Below are 17,987 nucleotides of genomic sequence, written 5' to 3'. Positions count from 1 at the left end.
ATAGGAGATTCCCGCAAGAGCTGGACCACCAACGAACGTCGAGAATAGAAGTCATCCAGTCGGTCCACGATCAGCGCCTCACCTCAATAGAGTGGAAAAGCCGTATGGACGATATCATTGAGCGGCTCGTAGCGCACGAGGATCTTCACGCCGTTCACAACTCCCGTGACATCCTGAATCGCGGGATCTCCCTTCCTGGTCCGCAAGGTTCGCTCGGCGAATTTCGCAGATCCCTTTGACCATACTCGCGTACTGTTCGGACTCGTCGTCACGTCGGCTACCGCATCGAGAATGTCGTCATGGGTCCAATTCTCAGGGAATACAGTCTTTCCAGGGGCGCCCGGATGTGCATGCCCTTCCAGAATATGGTTCGACTTCTCGTCGCCGATCAATTCTCGCCCAGGCCCACAATTGTGCACCAGGACCGGAGCGACCCCTGCCAGCACGAAATACGTGTGGAGGTCCACAACCGTAAGGTCGTAAGTAGTTCCGGCCGCATGGTAATTGCGGACTTCCAGTACCGAGAGCGTCTTTCCATCGGGCTGTTGGAGCTTGGTGCCCGGGGTCAGGTTCTTTGCGTCGGTCCAGCGGTGGTGGGTGGCGTCCCAGAAGGGGTGGTGCCAGGTGGTGGTGATCTTGGCTTGCGGCCCTGTCGGGGTCGCTGCCACCGTCACGTCGGTGAACTCGGTGTCGTCGTGGGTGACGATCTGCTTCTGGACCGGCTCGGCGGCTGTCGTTCCGGTCTGCGGGTCGGTGGCCTTGACCGTGTCGCCCGGCTGGACTTCGGCGATGGGTTTGGTGCTGCCGTCGGCCAGGAGAACGCCGGTGCCGGCGGTGAAACTGTGGACGGAACAGGTTTCCGCCACGGCATCGACCGCTTCGCGCGCCTCCGACTGGGCGCGCGTCGCCTTCACGATGTCTTCCGCCGCGCGGGCGGCTTCCTCGGCGTCCTTGATGGCTGTTTCGGCGCGTTTCAGGGAGCGCCAGACCTTGAAGGCCTTGAAGGCGACCTTGACCGCCTTGAAGAGCTTGCCCCAGGGGACGGCGTTGAGGGCGGTGTTGATGCAGCCCATGACGTCGCCCTCGGTGAAGCAGGACTTGGCGTCGTTGAAGCCGATGAGGTCGCCGACCAGGTTGATGATCTGGCTGGTCAGGCCCTGCTTGGACTTCCGGGCGGCGGTGGCTGCCGCCTGGGCTGTGGCGGCGGCGCGTTCCGCTGCGGCGGATTCGGCCTGGGAGCGGGCCGCGTCGGCGGCGCGGGCCTTGCCGCTGCCGACGGGATTGCCGTCAGGGCGGCTGCACTTGCCGTTGTGGCAGGCGCCGGCATCAGGGTTGCCCGGATCGATCGGGCCGCTCTGGTTGATGCGGCCGGAGCCGTCCGCGTACGGGACGCCGACTCCGCACAGGTCCGCCGGGCAGAGGCCCGAGGGGTCGGACGACGTGACGGGGCTGTTGCCGGCGTAGGCGTAGGCGTTCCACGAGTCGGGGGCGTCGGGGACCAGGACCGGATCGGGGGTGAGGAAGCGGCCGACGGTGGAGTCGTACTCGCGGGCGCCGAGGTTGGTCAGGCCGGTGGCGTCGTCCTGTTCGCCGCCTACGTAGCCGCGGGTCCCTTGCCAGGTCGCGGCGGCGGTGCGGGACTCCCCGAAGGGCTTGTACTGGCGGCGGGTGGCCTGCTGGGTGCCCGCGTCGATCTGGAGCTGGGCGGTGCCCTGCCGGTCGGAGATGGAGTAGGCGACGCGTTCGCCGGCGGAGTCGGCGGTGTGGACGGCGACGGTCTGGCCGCCGAGGGAGATGTAGCGGGATCCGTCGGCCTTGGCGGCGCCGTTCTTGAGGGTGATCTCCTGGTCGCCGGTGAACAGGACCGTCGAGTCGGCGTCGCGGCGGATGAGCAGCGAACCGCCAGCGTCATAGAGGTACTTGGTGGAAGTGGCGGTGCCGGTCCTGGCCAGGTCGGCCAGCTTGCCCTCGTCGTTGAAGGTGAAGGTGTCCGTGCCGGCGCGGGCGGTGCGGGTGGCGATGTTCCCGGCACTGTCGTACGTGTAGTCCGTGCTGGTGTTGCCGGCCGGGCCGCCGGGACCCGCCGTGCTGACGTTGGACAGGGCGTGCGCCGGCCCCTTGCCCGCTGCGGCCTGGGTGTAGGTGGAGACGGAGTCCTTGGTGGCGTCGCCCGTCAGGTCGTGGTCGGTCTGCGACCGCCGGTTGCCGGTGGCGTCGTAGGTCCAGGACTGCCAGTACGCCGGGGCGGCCAGGGGGCTGCCGACCGTGCTCGCGGCGCCCGCCGCCGGGACCGCGGCGCAGGCGTCGGTGGCGGTCCAGGCCGAGGAGAGCCGCTGGGCCCAGTCGTAGGTGAAGCACTGGGTGTCGGTGGTGCCGTCGCCGAGGCCGTCGCGGATCCTGGTGACGTTGCCGGACGGCTGGTAGTCGTAGGTCGTCCGGTCGGCGATCTTCGCGCCCGCCGCCGTCACCACGAACGAGTCCTTCAGCTGGTGCGTCTGCTGGTCGTAGGTGAAGGTTTGCTGGGTGAAGTTGCCGCTGGCGCCCAGGGTGTACTGATACGGCTCGTCGAACTCCGTCCAGCTCAGCGAGGCCGCCAGGGTGGTGCTGCCCGCGCTCTTCTGGTGGCCGAACTCGTCGTAGCCGTAGGTCACGGTCTCCTGCGGCAGCAGGCTCGTGGACGGGTTGGCGTCGGTGTAGGAGAGCAGTGTGCCGGTCGGGTTGTACTGGTTCTGCGTGACATACGTGCCGGCGAGGCCGTCCTCCTTGGGGGGCACGATCAGCGCACTCGCGGTGGGCCAGCCGTGCGAGTCGTAGCCGACGACCTTGCTGGTGTAGGCGGCTCCGCCGTCGTAGCGCGTCGAGGAGGTCGGCAGCCCCTTCTTGAGGGAGTCGTACGCCCAGGAGGCCAGCTGGTTGCTGCTGGAGGGAGCCGCGCCGCCGGTCGTGTCGTACGAAGCGGTCTTCCGGCCCAGCTCGTCGTACGTGTAGCTGACGGTCTTGCCCCGCGCGTCGGTCGCGGAGAGCAGCTGGCCGCCGTTGTCGTAGCTGGAGGTCGAGTGGCCGGTGTCCGGGTCGTCCTGCGCGTACCGGCGGCCCAGCAGGTCGTAGGTGTTGGACCAGGTGTGCCCGGCTCCGTCGTCCTGCGTGAGCTGGCGGCCCGACACGTCATAGGTGTACGTGGCGGTGTCGGCGGCCCCGCTGGGGGTGGCGCCGTGGTAGCGGAGCAGCGAGGTGGTGTTGCCACGCGCGTCGGTGTACGTGGAGGTGGGTGTGGCGCCGGCGGGCGGGGTGACATCGGTGCGGTCGGAGCCCGGATAGGCCGTGGTGGTGCGCCAGGTCTCCGAGGCCTTGGTGTACGCCGCGGAGACGGTGACGCGGCCCGCGCCGTCGTAGAAGGTGCCGCTCTGGGTCGGGACCTGGTTGTCGGGGGCGGTGACCAGGGTGCCGGACGGTGCGCCGGTGGCGTAGTACGGGCCGGCGCTCTTCACCGGCCAGCCGTGCGAGTCGTAGACCGTGTCGGAGATGACCCGGCCGCCGTCGACGGTCTCGGTCTGGGTCTCGCGGGGCCGCAGCAGCGCGTCGAGCAGTGAGACCGAGGTGCGGTAGGTGCCGTGGTCGTTGAGGGTCTGGGTGGTGACCGTCGACGGGCCGGCGGACCTGAGGTCGTAGGCGTACTTGGTGTTGGGCCCGTTGCTGGTGGAGAAGCCGGGCTGCCAGACGGCGGTCAGCCGGCCGAGGGCGTCGTACGTGCTGGTGGTCGAGTATCCGGCGGCGTCGGTGGTCTTCACGTCCAGGCCGCGGGCCGGGTCCAGGGTCGTGGTGGTGGTGAAGGCTGCTGACTGGCCGGTGACCTGGGGCCGGGTGACCCTGATGGTGGGCGGGGTGGTGTCGGTGGCGGCCGTGAACACGGTCGTGGTGGTGCGCCCGAGCGCGTCGGTCTCGCTGTCCTGGCGGCCGTACGCGTCGTAGTGCGACTTCAGGGCCGTGGTGTAGTGCGGAGTGCCGTCGGCCGCCACCGAATCGGCCTTCTGCACCATGGTGGTGTCGCCGAGTCCGGGAGCCGCCAGGTTGTCGGTGGAGCCGTCGAAGAATGTCAGGTCGTCGCTGACGGCGTTCTGCGGGAACGTGGGGGTGGCCGCGCAGCCGACCGAGACCGTCTGGACCCGGCGTGGCAGCGGCAGCGTCGCCCCGGAGGCGTCCTTGGCGTACCAGGTGCGGGAGCACTTGTCGTCGGCCGCGGTCGAGAGGTCGCCCTTGTCGTCGACGGAGGTCGGCAACCCGGTGGCGTCGTCGAACGCGGTGACGGTCTCCGTGGTGCGGGCTGTGTGATCCGCCTTGGTCGTCGTGGTCAGGGTGCGTGCGGTGTTGGGCGCGGGCCGCGCCTGCAAGGGGTCGAGCCCGACCTTGGTACGTGACTGCGTCGCCGTCACCGGGCCCAGCCACGGGTAGTTGACGGTGTCGGCGAGCAGGGCTCCGCCCTGGCCGTTGTAGCTCAGCGTCTCGTACGTCTGGCCCGCCAGCGCGTCCGCGTCATTGACCGTGTCGGAGTTGGCGCTGTTGCCCAGGTTCTTGCCCATGCCGCGGAAGAACGTGCTCCGGGACAGCGTGATGTTCTCGGGCGCGGTACCCGTGGTCACGTCGACCTGGCCGTAGCCGCGCCACTGGTTGTAGGTGCGGTACTTGGGATCGGTACCCGGATCGTCATTGAAGTGCCAGGCCGCGTCGACGCCGTAGGTGTACGTGGCCTGCTTGGGAAGGCCGCCGCCCGTCGGGTCCTGTTCGGTGACGGAGCCGACGACGGTCTTGTTGAACCAGTCCAGCTGTGGTGTGGTCTGGCCCGGTGGCGTCCAGTACGAGGGATAGCAGCGCAGGGTGTTGGTGGCCGGGCTCGCCGGCATCACGACCGTGCCTTTGCGGTGGCACTGCGCCGCGAGGTAGTTGACGGTGATCACTTCACCGGATTCGGTCGTGATCGTCGTCATGCGCGGGCGGGTGATGGGCTGGTAGCCGTCGTTGCCGTCCACCCGGTTGGCGAACACCTGGCTCTCGAACTTCACGGGGGGCAAGGAGTCGTTGCCGCCGCCGGCCTTACCGGTACGGGTGATGGAGCTCAGCCACAGCGCCGGGGTCGTGGTGTCACCGGTGGGAGGGAAGATGTGGGTGAGCGACCAGGCATCCACGTCCAGGAGCTTCGTGCCGGCCAGCACCTGGGTCCGGATCCCGGTCAGCCGCTTCGTCGTCCAGAAGGACGGGCCGTGGTTGGCGCAGCTGCCGGACGACGCGCAGTTCTGGTCGAAAGGCACGTCCGGCCAGCGTGACGCATTGGCGGCCGTCAGCTTGTCGGGGGCACAGTCGAAGACACCGGTGACGGGGATGCAGCGTTCGGCGGTGTCGAAGGACACCTGGGCGGCGGCCGGCGACGCGGCGTCGTAGACCTTGCCGGCGCGCTGGCCGTACTGGATCTTCGCCAGGTAGCCACTACGGGTGTACGGCGTGGGCGGCGTGGTCGCGTTGTTCTTGCCGTAGTAGCCGGTCTCGGGGGTGTACCAGTAGCTCAGCGCGTTGCCGTGGCTGTCCACGACGTAGTCGAGGTTCCAGCGGTACGCCTGCTGGCACGACGATGCGTCGAACGTCGCGGCGTGGCAGGGCTCGTTGGCGTCGTTGCCGAAGACCGGGACGGTCCAGACCGAGTTGGTCGCCGCGCTGCCGGTGGTCCAGCCGGGAAGCTGGTTCCTGCCGAAGTAGTAGTCGGTGCCGTCCTGCGTGGTCACGACCCAGTACTCGTGGTCGTTGTCGCCGTTGATGGTGTCCGTCCGGACCGAGATCTTCTCGCCGCTGTCGCTCTGCGGGTGCCATGTCTTCTTGGCGTCGTCGTAGACCAGGGTGTTGGAGGAGCCGTTGAGCGAGAGGGTGATCGAGTCGGCGGCGTCCGACCAGCACTCGTCGGAGGTCTTGGGGCTGCCGCTCGCCGCGTCGTCGGCGCAGGAGACGTAGCCGCGTTCCACGAAACCGGGCGAGTAGTCCCAGCCGTCACCGATCCAGGAGGCCTGGCTGTTGGTGGACGAGATCCTGCCGTCCACGCCCTGCGAACCGTAGTTCAGGGCGACGGACGGCTTGAGGCCGCCCGGCACCTCCGGCAGTCCGATCGGGTACGACCAGGAGAACCCACCGGTCGAACCGCCCGCCGACCACTGGCCGGAAGGGGACAGGGACGTCGCGCCGTAGGTACCGCCACCGCCACTGCCACCCGAGAGGGCAGCCAGCACGACGGGCTGAGCGGCAGGACGGAACGCGGGCGCGGCGGACCCGTTGGAGGGCGCGGCGGGGAGCGCGACATCGGCTGCCACCTGGCCGCTCGCGACGTCGTTCGCGGAGCGCAAGGGGGTCTGGGTGCGGCACTGCGCGAGACCCGGGGTGGTCAACGCGCAAGCGGGCAGCTGGACGAGGTGCAGGCGGGAGGCCCAGTCGCCGCCGTAGGCCTCGCGGAATGCCGTGTAGTCGAGAGCGAGGTGGACCGAACCGCCCGTCCCGCCGTCCGTACGGGTCACGGACGTCATGACACCGGCGATTCCGGCCCGGGTGACGGCGTCCTGCCCGGCCATCGCGACGCGGACCTTGGTGACGGGCTGGTCGGGGACGGCGGTGGAGCGGGCCGAGGGTGCGGTGGGAGTGCCGGTGGGAGTCGCGGAAGACGTGAGAGCCGCTACCCGCACCGGCAGCGTTCCGGCCTGGATGGAATTCCGCTCCGGTGCCTTGCCGACCGATGCGGAAGCCGTCGGGGTCGGTGCGGAGGAAGGCGCCGACGCGGACGTCGATCCCGGCGCCGGCAGGACAACGTCCGCCGAAGCGGCCACCGGCCAGGACTTCTTGGCGTGCGCCGCGTCCCAGGTCGGTGTCGTCCGGCTCTTCACGGGGTGGGTCGCGACCGGTGTGACGTCGACCGGATGCGCCTTGTCCGGGGTGACGGCGTAATTCCGCTTTCCCGCGGAATCGAATGCGAGGGCCGTGGCCGGATCAGCGGCGGTGACGAGAAGCACCAGGGTGGAGGCGAACACGATCCATGCCGCGGAAATCATCGTTCTGCCGCGATGCCGGAATCCAGAGCGCGCCCCAGGCCGAATGATCACCGAAACCCCCCGCTTCGAAGTGATAGCCCGGTGAACCTAGCAGCGAACACCTTTATCGAGTTATTAGGGAAGTTAAGCAATGGCAAAGAAAGCGCCAAGTAATGTTACGTACGGGACGGCTGGTCCGCTGTCAATAGTGCGAAATCGGGGCATGCGTGCCAAGTCGATGCGACGGCATCTTTACCAATAATCTCTTGTTACCCGCCGCGATAAATCGCTACCGTCCCGGAGCGAGAACGCCATTCCGACATGCCCATGGGGGGCCTGCATGCGGGACCACGGTTCATCACTCCATAGACGCCGGACAGCAACACTGCTATGTGCCGCACTCATCGTCACCGCATCACCCGGAGTAATTCTGGCGACGGCTCCGACGGCTTCCGCCGATAGTCACGGAGCCGCCACATCGATGGGAAAACCGGCCCCGGTCGTCCCCGATCCGATCCCTGACCAGCCGCTGGGCAGCATGCTCCGGAAGCAGAGCTCGGGACTGACCGCGGCCCAGGAGAAGGCACTCGACGTGGCTCAGCGTCAGGCTGCGGCTACCGGCAAGGCCGTCGGCGTGAACGCGCTGACCAGCGGGACGGACACCGTCAGCGCGAACCCCTCCGGCTCCGTCACCTGGACCACCAGCGCGCAGCCCGAGCGGGTGCGAAAGAACAAGGGATGGGTCCCGGTCGACAGTCGGCTGACCCGGAACGCCGACGGATCGTTCAGCCCGTCGGCCGCGTCCGGCGCCCTCTCCTTCTCCGGAGGCGGTACGGGACCGCTGGCCACGATGAAGAACGGCGCAGCCCAACTGGCCCTGTCCTGGCCGACTGCGCTCCCGGCCCCCACCACCTCGGGCTCTGAGATCACCTACGCCGAGGTGCTACCCGGCGTGGACCTCCGGCTCACCGCGGACACCCGCGGTGGATTCACCGAGGTCCTGATCGTCAAGAACGCGAAAGCCGCTGCCAATCCAAAGCTGACCTCGGTGAAGCTGGCCGCCCGGACCATCGGCGTGACGGTCGGCGACGACGGCCACGACAACCTGCAGGCGATCGCACCGGACGGCCAGGTGCTGTTCAGCGCACCCCAGCCGCAGATGTGGGACTCCTCGGGCAGCAGCGCGGGCGGGGCGAAGAGCGTCGCACCCGGCTCGGCGGACCCGGCACCCGGAAGTGACGCGTCCACTTCGCGCGGACCGGGCAGAGGCGCCCAAGTGGCGCCCATCGGCGCCAAGGTGAACGGCGCGTCCATCGCCCTCACGCCGGACCGGAAACTGCTGACCGGCGCCGCCACCCGCTACCCGCTCTTCATCGACCCCTCCTGGAATCCGCACCCGGCATCCGGCTCCCGGCAGCACTTCGTCGAGGTGCAGTCGGGGTGCCCGACCGCGAAGAACTACGACTCGACCAAGTACGGCAACCCGGGAGTCGGGAACAACACCTGGTCCGGCTGCGTCGGACTGGAGCGTTCGTACTTCCAGGTCGCGATCCCGTCGAGCGTCTGGCGCACCCATATCGTGTCCGCGACGACGAACGTTCTGGAGGCCTCCTCGTCGAGCTGCAGCGCCTCCGCCAACGTGGCACTCGTGTCGACCAACGCGTTCAACGCCAACACCACCTGGAACACCAAGCCGGCGGGCATCAGCAACCTCGGCACCCACAGCTGGGGCCCCGCCTGCAGCAGCCAGCCCTCCTACGGCTACCCGGTCACCGCGACGATCGCCAAAGCCGCCACCGCATCCCAGGGCAGTTGGACGTTCGCCCTGGTCGGAGACGAGTCCAGCGGCACGTACTTCAAGCGCTTCTCGCCGAATCCGTCGTTGAGCATCACCTACAACCACGTGCCGAACGTGCCGGGCGCGCTGTCCGCGAACGTCGGCTCCATGGCTCTGGGGTGCGCGACCGGGACGCCCTACCCGGTGGTCGGCAAAACCGTCGCCACCACCCCGCCGACCCTCACCTCAACCGTCAGCGACGCGGACCGGGACGCCCTTGCGGCCACCTACACCTACTGGGTCAACGGCGCCGCGACCAAAGTCAGCGCGACATCCGCGACCGTGGCCAGCGGCCAGAAGGCGCCCATCCAGCTGCCCTCGGCGTTCATCACGGGCCTGAAGGACGGCACCACCGTCGACTGGCAGGTCACCACAACCGACGGGAAGGACACCACGGGCAACGGATCCGTGTGCCACTTCACCGTCGACCAGCGCCAGCCGGACGTACCGACCGTGAAATCGGCCGGCAATCTCTACCCCGAGCACACTCCGGGCGCCGCCGCCGGCACCCCGGGCACCTTCACCGCCAGCGTGAACCCGGGCACGTCGAACAACACCGCCGCGAAGTTCGTCTACGGCCTCGACGCCCAGCCGCCGACCAGCAATCCGCCTGCCGCACAGACCGTGACCGCGACCAACAACAGCGCCTCGATCCCGGTCACCCCGCCGGGGCCGGGCACCCACACCCTGTGGGTGTATGCGGTGGACGCGGCCGGCAACGCATCGGCCATGTATTCCTACGAGTTCATCGCCATGGGACACGCCCCGAGTACGTACCCGAACCTCCAGGCCGCCTTCAACAACACGGCGGTCTCCTCCAACAGCACTCCAGGCACGGCCAACGCCGACGCCGACGGCCAGAGCCTGTCCCTCCAGGACCTTCAGGCAGCCGGCTGGCAACCCGGTGGCAAGCTCACCGTGGACGGCGCCACGTTCACACTTCCCACCTTCGGATCGGGCGCGGCGGACAACGTCATGGCCGCCAACCAGACCATCGGTATGAACGGGGCCAGCGGCAACGCGCTGATATTTCTGGCCACCTCGACCCACGCGTACACCGCCTCGGACCTGAACCCCGCCGACCATTCGAGTCCCGTCATCCCGGACGGCAGTCCCGTCGTCGGCACCAACTGCCGCCTCGGCTACGGCATCCCGACCGACTGCGAGTCCCCGACCGGCTCGATCACCTACGCCGGCTCGACCGCGCCCGCCCCGTACTATCTGTCCGCACCGGACTGGGCCACGGGCGCCCACAGCCTCGGCACGATCACGCTCCCCCACCTCAACTCGCCCACCGGCCAGAAGAACATCCCCGCCAAGATCTACGCCTTCGCCGTCCCGCTACGGCCCGGCGCGCAGATCGACTCGGTCACCCTCCCCGACATCAGTGGTTCGGCCGTGCACAACGTCCCGGGCCTGCACATCTTCGGCATGGCGGTACGGGACACCACGCCGGCACCGAACGGTGCTTCGTGGACGGGGGCGTGGAGTTCACCGACCGAGTGGGCGGCCAGCTACGAAGGCACCGACTTCAGGGACCAGACCTTCCGGATCGCGGCGACGCCCAGCGTCAGCGGATCCGGGCTGCGTATCCGCCTGTCGAACGCCCAGGGCGTCACGCCCTTGGTCCTCGACCACACCACGCTCGCGACCCAGTCCTCGGGCGCGATTCCGACCGCGGCCCCGACCGATCTCACCTTCGACGGCGGCAATCACTCGATCACGATCCCCGTAGGCGGTGAAAAGTACAGTGACCCCGTGACGACCACGGTCACCGCGGGCACGAACGTCATGATCAGCTTCCATCTGGCCAACAGCGCGGCCTATCTGCCGCACCACAGCTGGGCATCGGCAACGACCATGTACGTCAGCGCCGTCGGATCGGGGGACCACACGGCGGACACGGCGGGTGCCGCCTTCGCAGGCACCGGGGTCGTCTGGGGTACGTTCAGCGACATTCTCACGGACATAGCGGTCACCACGGCCGGCAACCAGCCCACCGTGGCGGTCACCGGCGATGGTCTGATCGATCCCTTCGGCACCAGCAACAAGGCTGTCTCGAAGGGTTCACGCCTCTCCGACGATCTTGGGACGGCGCTGCGCAACGACCCGGCTGTACCCGACTACGGAGTTGTGGCCGCAGGCATGGAGAACAATCGCGTGGCAGTCGATCTGGCGCCCACAGGGGACATCGCCCTCCTGACCCGCCTTGACCGTGACGTCCTGTCCATACCCGGCATCAGGACAGTGGTGGTGAACGAGGGCCTCAAGGACATTGTTCTCGGCACGGACGACACGACTCTCAGCAACGGTTACACGACGCTGCGCGATCAGCTCGAGGCCTGGGGCATCAAGGTCGTCTTCACCACCCTCACACCCTGCCGCGGATATGCACCCTGCACCGACACCGTCGATGCCAATCGTGCGAACGTCAACAGCTGGATCACGGAACAGACGGACATCACGGCTCCGTATGTCACCAACGTCGACAGCGAATCGGCGGTGGCCGTCCCCGACGAGACGAGCACCCTTGACCCGCCCGCCCTGAAACTCAACGCGGGAGTGGCCCCGGACGACTTCGATACCGGTGACCATGTCAACCTGACGAACGACGCCTACCAGGCCATAACTTCAGCCTTCGACCTCAACATGCTCAGCCCTGATCGGTCTCCCGTCGGCTCCTGAGGCACCGCACATGAGAGGGGCCCGGAGCGCGCCGCCTGCGCGCTCCGGGCCCCTCTCATGAAGATCTGGCTACTGGCGGCCGGATCAGGCAGCCGTGCGCCGGTTGGTGAGGCGCGGCATCATGCGGAAGCCGATGCCACCGGCGATCATGGTGGCGGCACCGACCAGCAGGAAGGTGGTCTCGCCGGAACCGGTCTTGGCCAGCTCCTGGTTGGTGTTGCCCTGCGCCACCGGCTTGGTGTTCTGGTTGTCCGTGCCGGTGTTGTTGCAGTCGACGCTGTCGCCGGTCAGGGTGCAGGTGTTGCCACCGCCGGTCGAACCGCTGGTCGAGCTGCCCGTGGTGCCGGTGGAGCCCGTGGTGCCGGTCGAACCGGTGGTGCCGGTCGTTCCCGTGGTGCCCGTCGAACCGGTGGTGCCGGTCGAACCCGTGGTACCGGTCGTACCGGTGGTGGTGGTCTGACCCGTGGTACCGGTGGTGGTGGTCTGACCCGTAGTGCCGGTGGTGGTGGTCTGACCGGTGGTACCGGTGGTGGTGGTCTCACCCGTGGTGGTCTGACCCGTCGTACCGGTCGTCGTGGTCTCACCCGTGGTGGTCTGACCCGTCGTACCGGTCGTGGTCGTCTCACCCGTGGTGGTCTCACCGATGGTGCCACCAATGGTGGTAACCCCCGCGGTGGTGTCACCGGTCGTGCCGGTCGTGCCCTCACTGTCACCAGCGGCGTTCGTGGTGACAGTGACCTCGGCGTGGCCCGTGACAGCCTGGGCGGCGCCCACCGCGGTCAGGGACGCGCCCGTGGCGATGACCGCGGCGGCGGCTATGCGCGCCATGCGCAGTCGAGTGTTCTTCTTGCTCATCTGGTAACTACCCCCAGTAGCGGATCTTCGTATGTGGAGCAGCTATGGACCAGGACGGGACCTCACGCCCCGGTCATACGCATGCCGCGCAACACCCTTCCCATAATTCACGACAGCGTCAAGGTCATTCCAGCCGGAATGCCGGAATTACCGTCATTTGCCGGGCAGTTGTGTATGTGGCTGTGACATAAAAATGGCAACTGCCATCCTTTGGATGGCAGTTGCCGACAGAAAACGACGCGTCGGAGGTCCGACAGGTCCTAGTCCTGGGAAGCCTTCTGCTGGCCCTTGCGCCAGCGGATGCCCGCCTCGATGAAGCCGTCGATGTCACCGTCGAGGGCGCCCTGCGGGTTGCCGACCTCGTAGTCGGTGCGCAGGTCCTTGACCATCTGGTACGGGTGCAGGACGTACGAACGCATCTGGCTGCCCCAGGAGTTGCCGCCGTCGCTCTTGCCGAGGGAGTCCATCAGGGCCTGCTCCTCCTGGCGGCGGCGCTCGAGGAGCTTGGCCTGGAGGACGTTCATGGCGCTGGCCTTGTTCTGGATCTGCGAGCGCTCGTTCTGGCAGGAGACCACGATGCCGGTGGGGATGTGGGTCAACCGCACCGCGGAGTCGGTGGTGTTGACGCCCTGGCCGCCGGGGCCGGAGGCGCGGTAGACGTCCACGCGCAGCTCGGACTCGTCGATCTCGAGGTGGTCGGTCTTCTCGACGACCGGGAGCACCTCGACGCCGGCGAAGGAGGTCTGGCGGCGGCCCTGGTTGTCGAAGGGCGAGATGCGCACCAGGCGGTGGGTGCCCTGCTCGACGGAGAGAGTGCCGTACGCGTACGGGGCCTTCACGGCGAAGGTGGTCGACTTGATGCCGGCCTCTTCGGCGTAGGAGGTCTCGTAGACCTCCGTCTGGTAGCCGTGGCGCTCGGCCCAGCGCAGGTACATGCGCTGGAGCTGCTCGGCGAAGTCGGCGGCGTCCACGCCACCGGCTTCCGCACGGATGTTGACCAGGGCCTCACGGGCGTCGTACTCGCCGGAGAGAAGGGTGCGGATCTCCAGCTCGTCGAGCGCCTTGCGGACCGAGACCAGTTCTTCCTCGGCCTCGGCGAGGGCATCGGCGTCGCCCTCGTCCTCGGCGAGCTCGAACATCAACGACAGGTCGTCGATCCGGCCGCGGAGCTGCTCGGCTTTGCGCAGCTCGGCCTGGAGGTGCGAGAGCTTGCTCGTGATCTTCTGCGCCGCCTCCGGGTCGTCCCAGAGGGACGGCGCCGCGGCCTGCTCCTCGAGAACGACGATATCGGCCCGCATCGCGTCGAGGTCCAGGACGGCCTCGATCGACCCCATGGTCGAGGAGAGGGACTTCAGCTCTTCGGATACATCGACGACTGCCACGGGTCCAGACTACCGGCTGGTCGAACGGGACGTTCTCGCCCGGTGGCGATCCTGCGGTGGGAGGCCCTCTCCCGACCCCGAGCAGGGCCCGAACCGGACCCCGAGCCCGCTGCGCGACGGCGACCCCGGTCAGACCTGGGCGGTCGCCCGCGTGAGGGATCCGGCCGGGGTGCGCACGTACAGCTCCAGCACGCGCCCGGATGACGTGACGGCGGCCGGGGTGGTGGCCGCAGTGGCGCCCGGCAGGGCGGCGACGGACCACTCGGCGCCGCCGGCGACCGGGCCCGCGGCCTGGGAGAGGCCACCGGAGGCGGCCGGCGCGAAGGCGTAGACCCGGTCGCCGGAGGCGAGCGGCTCGGGGCGGCCGGCGGCGTCCAGGCCCCGCAGGACGACCGGGGGCCGCCAGGCGCCCGCCGAGAACGGCAGCCGCAGCACCGCGCCGTCGGCCTTGCGGACGACGAACGCGTCCAGGGTCCCCCTGGCGCGGGAGACGAGCCCGGGGGCGGCGGTGATCCGGCCGGGGGTGGGGACCACCGACCAGGCGTTCCAGCGGGTGCCGACCAGGGAGGCGGTGACCAGGTCGCCGCCGGAGCGGCCGACGAGGTCGATCCGGCCGGGCTCGGAGGAGGCGGCGGCCGGGGCGGCGTCGAAGCGGGTGCGCTCGTCGACCTGGTACCACTGGTTCCAGGTTCCGTTGATCATGGTCCGCCGGTAGAGCAGATCGTCTGTGCCGAGGGCGAACAGGTCCAGCCGGCCCGGCGAGGCCGAGACGACCGCCGGATCGTCGGCGACTCCTATTCCCGTCAGGTGCTGCCAGGCGCCGTAGCCACCCGATGCGCCGGCGCTCCGGGTGACGTACCAGACGTCGTTGTCCTCGCCGCGGGCGAAGACGTACGTGGTCCCCGAGACGGTGATGGCGCGCGGGCCGCCCACCAGCTTCACGCGGGCCGCGGGCACCGCGCTGAACGCGGACCAGTGCGGCAGCTCGACCGGGGCGCCGACGGAGCCCTGCGGCGAGGCGGCCCCCGCGGTGGGGGCGGTGGGGTGCGTGGTGGGCGGGGCGGTGGTGGGGTGGTCGTTGTCGGCCGGCGCCTTGGAGCCGGAGTCACCGGTCAGCGAGGCGATGCCCCAGCCGCCCAGCCCCGCGACGACGAGGGCGGCGGCCGCCGCCGCACCCAACCGCACCCGGCGGCGGCGCACGGCGTCGGAGACGGCGCGGTGCCGCGGGCTCGCCGGGCGGCCGGCGGACGCTCCGCCGCCGGGACCACCTCCGGGACCGCCGCCGGCGCGTGCGCCGCGGCCGTACGCGGCCAGCTCCTCGGCGGTGGGCAGCTTCATGCTCGTGTGGGTGTCGCGGCTGGAGTCGGGCGCCGCGCCGCGCACCAGCGGTACGGCGCCGCGGTAGCTCGGCGGCTCGAACAGGCCGATGTCCGGCTCGTACGGGGTGTCGGCGTCGGCGTCGGCCGGGTGCTCGTCCGGCGCGTCCACGTCGAGCGGGGGCAGACCGGCCAGCCGCGGCAGCTGGTCCCGGAGGCGTTCGCCCAGTTCACCGGCGGTGAGCCGGGACGCGGGAGCCTTCGCGAGGCACTGGGAGAGGAGCTGCCACAGCTCGTCGGGAATGTCCGGGAGCGGTGCGACGGCCTCGGTCACATGGCGGCGCAGTACGGCGCCGGGGTGGCCACCGCCGAACGGCGTGAAGCCGGCCAGCAGCTCGTACAGGACGGTCGCGAGGGCGTAGATGTCGACACTGGCGCGCGGCGGGAGGCCCTCGATGATCTCGGGGGCGAGGTAGTCGGGGGTGCCGATGATGCGGGTGGCCCGGGTGCGACGCGGGGAGTCGACGAGGCGGGCGATGCCGAAGTCGGTCAGGAGCGCGGGGGGTGCGCCGCCGGGTCCGGTGGGGGCGGCCGAGTCGAGCAGCACGTTCTCGGGCTTGACGTCGCGGTGGACGACGCCGGCGGCGTGCGCGGCGGCCAGGCCGTCCGCGACATCGGCGGCGATGGCGACGGCGGCCTCGGGGGATAGCCGGCGCTCGCGCTCCAGGCGGGACCGCAGGTCGGTACCGCGCACCAGGTCCATGACCAGCGCGAGGTCGGTGCCGTCCACGACGAGGTCGCGGATCCCGACGATCTGCGGGTGGTCCAGCGAGAGCAGCGCGGTGCGCTCCTGCACGAAGCGGCCCACGAGGTCCTGGTCGGAGGCGAGATCCTCGCGCAGCAGTTTGATGGCGACCGGACCCTCGGGGCCCTCACCCAGCCACACCGTGCCGGCGGATCCCCGCCCCAGCACCTGGTGGGCGGTGTACCGGCTGCCGATCTTCCTTGCCAAGGCCTGCTCCGACTCCTCCGACGGTCCGTCGCGCCGTATGCAGCGCTGTCGCGTTGGCGACAAAACTACGCGGCCCGGCGGCCGTTCGGGGGGCCGGTGTGCGGTGACGTGTGGTTCTGCGGGGGAAATCACCCGCCAGGTGTCGACAAGTCGGCAGCATGACGCGCGTGACGGGAGTCGAATGCGCGGGCGAGCGGGGTCGGTTCCGGGCTCAGTTACCGGATCCGGTGACCTCGTTGACCTTGTCCCAGGCGGTGCTGATCCACCCCGTCGTGGTGTCCCAGAGGTTCTGGCCGCTGTCGACCCACTGCGGGAGCGGCGTGGTGTACCAGACCACCACGAAGATGACGATCAGGACGAGGATCGTGGTCAGACAGCCCTTGAGGCAGCCCAGGCCCGGGATCTTCATCGGATTGGCGCTGCGCGGCCGCGGCTCGCGCCGGGGTTCGGGCTCCGGCGGCCGCTGCGGCTCGTACCGCTGCGGTTGCGGCTGCTGGTAGCGCGGCTGGACCTGCTGCTGCGGCTGCTGGTACCGCGGCTGGGGCTGCGCCGGCTGCTGCGGAGCGTAGGGCTGCCCCTGCTGCTGGTACTGGCCCTGCTGACCCCGGCCCTGCGGCTGGCCGCCGGGCTGCCGTCGCGGCCTGCGGCGCAGCGGGTCCTGCTCCGGGTCGAGGTACTGGAGCTCGGTCTGCTCGCCGCGCTGCCGGGCCGCGTTGAGCTGCGACTGCCACGGGTGCGGACCCTGCTGCTGGGCCTGCTGCTCGGGCCGGCCCTGTGGCGGGCCGTCGGGCACCGGTGGCATGACGCGGGTGCCGTCGGCGCCGGGCCCGGCCGGGGCGGTGTGCGGCAGCACGCCGGTCACGCCGTTCGGGTCGTAGCGGTGCGCGGGCAGCACCTGGGTCGGGTCGGCGCTGCCGGGGACGGTGGTCGGCGCGAGGTCGGGGCCGAGCAGCGCGGCGACGCCGAGCGCCGCCTCCGCCTCGGCGGGAGTCGCGTGCACGCCGATCCCGGCGGCGGCCACGCGCAGCGCGCGGGCCAGGTTCTCGGCGCTGGGCCGCTCGTCCGGGCTCTTGCGCAGACAGCGCTCGATGACCGTCCACAGCGGTTCCGGCACGTTGCCGGGGCGCACCGGCTCCTGGCTCAGGTGCGCGTGCAGCACCTCCAGCGCGTTGTCGCCGCGGAACGGCGCACGGCCGGTGACCAGCTCGTAGAGCAGGATGCCCGCGCCGTACAGGTCGACGGCGGACGTCTGCGGCTTGCCCTGCGCGGACTCCGGCGCGACATAGGCGGGGGTGCCGACGAACTCGTGGGTGCGGGTGATGCCGGGCGAATCCGCCAGACGGGCGATGCCGAAGTCGGTGAGCATCGGATGCATGTGCGGGCTGCCGTCGTCGCCGTACGTGGTGGCGAGCAGCACGTTCGCGGGCTTGAGGTCGCGGTGGACCACGCCGTCGGCGTGGCTGGCGGCGAGCGCGTCGGCGACGGCGGCGGTCAGCAGGGCCGCGCCGACCGGCGAGAACGGGCCGTTGTCGCGCAGGTACTGGTGCAGGTCGGGGCCGTCGACGAGGTCCATGACCAGGGCGAGCAGATCGCCCTCGACCACCAGGTCCCTGACCCGCACGATGTGCGGGTGGCGCAGCCGTACGAGTACGGCGCGCTCGCGCAGGAAGCGCATCACGATGTCGGGGTCGCTCGCGAGCTCTTCCTTGAGCACCTTGATCGCGACGACGCCGTCCTCGTCGCGCACCCGGGCGCGCCAGACGGTCCCCGTGGCCCCGCGTCCGAGTACCTCCTCGAGGAGGTACTTGCTGCCTACCGGCCGCACGTCATGCGCTCCCTGGTCTT

6 protein-coding genes and 1 pseudogene are annotated in these 17,987 nt (G+C 69.7%); 1 reads left to right on the top strand and 6 read right to left on the bottom strand.

Annotated elements, in window-relative coordinates:
• Positions 1 to 83: 83 nt before the first annotated feature.
• Complete coding sequence (locus AC07DC_RS11570) at positions 84 to 7,055, bottom strand: RHS repeat-associated core domain-containing protein (protein ID WP_478914190.1); 6,972 nt, start codon at positions 7,053 to 7,055, stop codon at positions 84 to 86.
• 481 nt (positions 7,056 to 7,536) lie between these two features.
• On the opposite strand from AC07DC_RS11570, the gene AC07DC_RS11565 reads away from it, so the two are divergent.
• Positions 7,537 to 11,577, top strand: coding sequence for an SGNH/GDSL hydrolase family protein (locus tag AC07DC_RS11565; protein WP_478914189.1), 4,041 nt, complete (start codon positions 7,537 to 7,539; stop codon positions 11,575 to 11,577).
• 84 nt (positions 11,578 to 11,661) lie between these two features.
• On the opposite strand, the gene AC07DC_RS11560 is transcribed toward AC07DC_RS11565, so the two are convergent.
• The 5 genes and pseudogenes from AC07DC_RS11560 to AC07DC_RS11540 all read right to left on the bottom strand — a co-directional run bounded on the left by AC07DC_RS11560 (position 11,662) and on the right by AC07DC_RS11540 (position 17,967).
• Complete coding sequence (locus AC07DC_RS11560) at positions 11,662 to 12,432, bottom strand: hypothetical protein (RefSeq protein WP_478914188.1); 771 nt, start codon at positions 12,430 to 12,432, stop codon at positions 11,662 to 11,664.
• A gap of 260 nt (positions 12,433 to 12,692) precedes the next feature.
• Positions 12,693 to 13,814 carry a peptide chain release factor 2 gene (gene prfB, locus AC07DC_RS11555; RefSeq protein ID WP_399654979.1) on the bottom strand — a complete coding sequence of 374 codons (1,122 nt, stop codon included), beginning with the start codon at positions 13,812 to 13,814 and terminating at the stop codon, positions 12,693 to 12,695.
• 129 nt (positions 13,815 to 13,943) lie between these two features.
• A complete protein-coding gene (locus AC07DC_RS11550) occupies positions 13,944 to 14,747 on the bottom strand; it encodes a DUF8189 domain-containing protein (protein WP_478914613.1) in 804 nt (267 codons plus the stop codon).
• Between the two features lie 120 nt (positions 14,748 to 14,867).
• Positions 14,868 to 16,142, bottom strand: a pseudogene (locus tag AC07DC_RS11545) (serine/threonine-protein kinase); the annotation flags it as partial.
• A 211-nt stretch (positions 16,143 to 16,353) separates the two neighbouring features.
• Entirely contained in the window at positions 16,354 to 17,967 is a 1,614-nt protein-coding gene (locus tag AC07DC_RS11540) for a serine/threonine-protein kinase (RefSeq protein WP_478914187.1), read from the bottom strand.
• Positions 17,968 to 17,987: the final 20 nt, after the last annotated feature.

This window comes from Streptomyces sp. NPDC045021 (assembly GCF_056432645.1).
This window is presented reverse-complemented; position numbering and strand designations above follow the sequence as displayed.

What these genes read in the sequence shown, in the direction of transcription:
- AC07DC_RS11565 (WP_478914189.1), top strand. Translation starts at nt 7,537, where the DNA reads ATGGGAAAACCGGCCCCGGTCGTCCCCGATCCGATCCCTGACCAGCCG.
- AC07DC_RS11560 (WP_478914188.1), bottom strand. Translation starts at nt 12,432, where the DNA reads ATGAGCAAGAAGAACACTCGACTGCGCATGGCGCGCATAGCCGCCGCC.